Annotated in this window: 3 protein-coding genes; 2 read left to right on the top strand and 1 reads right to left on the bottom strand. The window is 46.3% G+C overall.

Annotated features, from left to right (window positions below):
* Positions 1 to 561 (top strand): beta-ketoacyl-ACP reductase (locus IH598_16235; protein MBE0640065.1); only part of this gene is annotated, 561 nt, incomplete at its 5' end.
* A gap of 31 nt (positions 562 to 592) precedes the next feature.
* Positions 593 to 2,674: a hypothetical protein gene (locus tag IH598_16230; GenBank protein ID MBE0640064.1), complete on the top strand. Its 2,082-nt coding sequence runs from the start codon at positions 593 to 595 to the stop codon at positions 2,672 to 2,674.
* A gap of 46 nt (positions 2,675 to 2,720) precedes the next feature.
* Here the strand turns inward: IH598_16230 and IH598_16225 are convergent, their stop codons facing one another.
* Positions 2,721 to 3,899, bottom strand: a complete 1,179-nt coding sequence (locus IH598_16225) for an AhpC/TSA family protein (GenBank protein ID MBE0640063.1) — start codon at positions 3,897 to 3,899, stop codon at positions 2,721 to 2,723.
* Between the last annotated feature and the right edge of the window lie 524 nt (positions 3,900 to 4,423).

Here is a 4,423-nt window from a genome sequence, read left to right as displayed (position 1 = left end):
TCCGATGCCAGTTCGTTTGACGCCGGAGAGTTGCTTGTAACCGAGGTGCTGAAGGACTTCGGCCAGATTGATATCCTGGTGAACAACGCCGGAATCACGCGTGACAACCTGTTGCTGCGGATGTCTGAACAGGACTGGGATTTGGTGATCAAGGTAAACCTGAAATCCATTTTCAACATGACCAAGGCCATCCAGCGGGTGATGCTCAAGCAGCGTAGCGGCTCCATCATCAACATGAGTTCGGTAGTTGGGCTTTCGGGAAATGCAGGACAGTCCAATTACAGCGCATCCAAGGCCGGACTGATCGGCTTCACAAAATCCATTGCCCAGGAGTTTGGCTCGCGTGGCATCCGTTGCAATGCCATTGCTCCCGGTTTTATCGAAACCGCGATGACAGAGAAGTTACCTGAAGATGTCCGTGACAACTGGATTAAAACCATTCCGTTGCGCCGTTCCGGAAAACCCGAAGACGTAGCCGATATTGCCCTTTTCCTTGCATCCGACCTCTCCTCCTATGTCACCAGCCAGGTGATCAGTGTGGACGGTGGAATGCACATGTAAACATTAAATCAGTCATTTAAGGAGGTTGCCTTTGAATATTGTTACCGAATTTACCGGTTGGTTCATCATTTTATGCATTTTGTCAGGATTGCTCTATGCCGGCGTGCTGTATTACAAAAACCGTAAGGAAGATTTTAACCCGTTGGTTACTAAATCCCTTGCAGTCTTTCGTTTTATTGCCATCACTATGATTTCTTTTCTGTTGCTCAATCCTATGCTGAAAAGCCTTTTCAGGAACTATGAAAAACCTCTGGTTATTCTGGCGCAGGACAATTCGGAGTCATTGCTGATTAACAGTGATTCTGTGTTTTACACTGGCGATTATCAGGATAGAATTGCTGATTTGGTTTCCCGGCTCGAACAGGATTATACAGTGCGGACTTACCAATTTGGCGACAAGGTGAGTGAAGGCCTCGATTTTTCATGGAACAGCAAGCAGACTGACATCTCGGCGATGTTTGACGAAATTGTAACACGTTACTCGAACCGGAATGTGGGAGCAATGCTGATTGCCACTGATGGATTGTACAACAAGGGCATCAACCCCGTTTATAGTTCGGAACGGATAAAATTCCCCGTTTACACTCTTGCATTGGGAGATACCAGCGTGCGGAAAGACCTTTTTCTTCGTCGGGTCAATTTCAACAGGATAGCTTTTTTAGGGAATACTTTCCCGATAGAGGTAGTGGTCGGAGCCAACATGTGCGAAGGACAGAGCAGTATACTGACTGTAAGCTCGGGCGGGACCACATTATTTTCTCAAAATGTGACCTTTACCTCCGGGCGCTACACCGAAACCATCCAGGTGCAGATTAATGCCGACAAAGCTGGGCTCCAGCGATACCGGATCAGTCTGCGACCGCTGGATGGAGAGATAAGCACAGCCAACAATGCACAGGATATATTTATTGATGTGCTCGATACCAAGCAGAAAATACTGATCCTCTCGGCCGCTCCGCACCCCGACATTGCCGCTCTCAAAGAGGCCATTGAGAGCAATTTCACCAACGAAGTTACCCACAGTGTGTTCAGCCAGTTTGCCGGAAACATTGCAGAATACAACCTGCTGATTTTACATCAGCTACCGGGTGGAAATCAGAATATTTCAAGAATCATTACAGAAGCCGGTCAGGAAGAAATCCCGATCCTGTTTATCGTCGGCACACAGTCCAATCTTGCGCAATTCAACGCATTGAACACCGGAATCCAGATATTCAGCGACAAGGAGATTTACAACGAGTCACTCCCGGCGTTGAATAACGAATTTTCGCTCTTTACTGTCAGCGAGCTTAACCGAAAAGCCTTCGAAGGATTTCCCCCTTTGGTAGCGCCTTTTGGTGAGATCAAAACACAGCTGTCGGCGACAGCTCTCTTTTACCAGCAAATTGGCTCACTGGTTACCGGTTATCCTCTGGTGATGTTCAACCAGACAATCACCAGTAAAACCGGGGTGATTGCCGGTGAAGGCATCTGGCGGTGGCGAATCACCGATTTCCAGAAAAACGGCAACCACAATGCATTCAATGAGCTGTTTTCCAAAATGGTGCAATACCTGTCCGTCAAGGCCGACAGAAACCAGTTCAGGATTACGTGCGAAAATAATTTTCTGGAAAATGAACCGGTGTTGTTTGATGCCGAAGTGTACAACCAGAGCTATGAGCTGATCAATGACCCGGAGGTGGAGATCGTGATAAAAGGCAGCAGCGGAAGCAACTATCCTTTCACCTTCAGCAAAACGGCCAATGCTTACCAGTTGAATGCCGGAGTACTACCCGTTGACAATTACACCTATGAAGCAAAGGTGCGTGTAGGAGAAAAACTATTAAGCTATCGTGGGGAGTTCACCGTTTCGCCCCTCAATATTGAGGCGCTCAATACCATTGCCGACCATAATATGCTCTTCCGGCTCGCCACCCGCCATACAGGTCAGATGATTTATCCTGACCAGATGGAACAGTTCCCCGAAATCCTCAAAGCCCGCGACGACATCCGTACCATCGTTTACACCGAAAAACGTTTCAGCGAATTGACCAACATCTTCTGGGTGTTGCTGATCATCCTCTCACTCCTTTCCGCAGAATGGTTGATCAGGAAAAGGAGTGGGTCGTATTAGTCAAAAATCATCTTTCTGTAAGTAATCAAAAAGAGATTTTAGAAGATTAGCTATTTTTAAGAAATGCAACGACTTCCCCAAATTTCGTGGTTTTTAGTAGGATGACACCTTCCTCATCAATCAAATAATATAAAGGCAACTCCTGCGGCAGGTTGAAAACTTTGGCAACCGGTGAGGTCATCCCTCTGAGATCAGACACGTTGATCCAGGGCAATTCATCCACTTTGATGGCGTCAGCCCAGTAACGCTGTTCATGATCCAGCGAGATGGCGAAAATTTCAAAGTTGTTGGGTTGATTTTGTGCGTAAAGCTCCTTCAGTTGATGGTTGGCGGCGCGGCAGGGTGGTGACCACGACACCCAGAAATAGAGTAAAACCATCTTTCCCCGCAGATCCGACAATTTCATTGCTTTTTCTGAAGGATCTTTCAGGGTGATGTCGGGGATGGGCTGCCCGGGACTGAGTTTTTCTTCGATCTGCCGCTCCTCTTCAAGCCGATGCCGAAAATCAGCTACCCGGCGGTGATGTTCCAGCACATGACCGTTCGAGGGATATTGTTTCATCAGCGTGCTGTCGAGCAGTTCGTACAAATCAAAATCCCGTTCAGCATCAGCCATTTTCTGGTTGGCAAAACGCTGATTGATCAAAAGCAGCCCTGCAATTGACCCGGGATTTGACCCGATGAGGCTGATGGTAAAATTTCGCTGATCGCTGATCACCTGCGCCAACTCCCGGTCAATCCGCTCTTTGATTTTCTGGAAATCGTCCCGGTGTGTGCTGCTGAAAAACTCCTCCCTTAACCGGTCAATGGCCCGCTGCCTGCGGTAGGTTTCGGTAAAATACTGTTGTAAAACCTTTGAATCTTCATTCCCTGTCACCTCATAGTTTTCGGGGAATGAACCTGCTTCCGCCGTGATCTCCAGTTTTTCGCCGGGACTTAAAACCACGGTGATGAAATGTTCATCCTCAAACCTGAGGAGGTAAAATGTGGTTTCAACCGGGTGCGCAGCAAAAGCAAAATCACTTTCAGCGCTGACCAGGGTGGAGTCCATTTTAATCAGGGCAGTCGCAGTAAGTTCTTCCAGAACAACCATTTTCCCGACAGCGCCATCAATTTTCCCTCTGATGGCGATTTCATCTTTCCTTGTCTGTGTAAGGCAGGAGACAACAATTATAGCTAATAGCAGTAAAAAGGCTGATTTTGTAATCAAACTAAAAATTTTCATTCCAAACCGATCTTGATAACATTCCACCCCAACCGAACGAAAGGTTTCCTGAAATCTTATGATTTGAGTTCGATACTGTTCGGCTCAGGCGTACCGGGTTTCGTTTGTCATTCTTGCCTGTCCTTTTCTATTATAGCTAAAACCCGTACCGGCATACGCGTCAACTTAAGTAGGCCATTTATTTGGATATTAGTGATTTGCTTTTGTTTAAACGTTTTAGGACGTAGGTGTCTCTGTCCTCAATAAACCATTCCATTTCTTCACCTTTTTCAATTTGACCGGCCTCAGCTACTGCAGCGGGGAAATTCACATAAAATGACTTGGTTCTTCCTCGTTCAACTCGTTGTATCTTAACTTTTGATCCCATTTTATTTGATTATTGATAATAGTATTAGTACTATTGCAAAATTAATTAAAATTTTTACTATCATGTCAAAAAAACCCCTCCGATTGCAACTTCTTTGAAATGATTCAATCATTCGGGATTAGTCAAACGCAAATCAGAGAGTGGGCCAAGGAGCTGG

This window comes from Bacteroidales bacterium (genome assembly GCA_014860585.1).
Classification (GTDB): Bacteria; Bacteroidota; Bacteroidia; order Bacteroidales; family 4484-276; genus RZYY01.
Note: the sequence above shows the minus strand (reverse complement) of the source record. Positions and strands in the feature narration are given on the sequence as shown.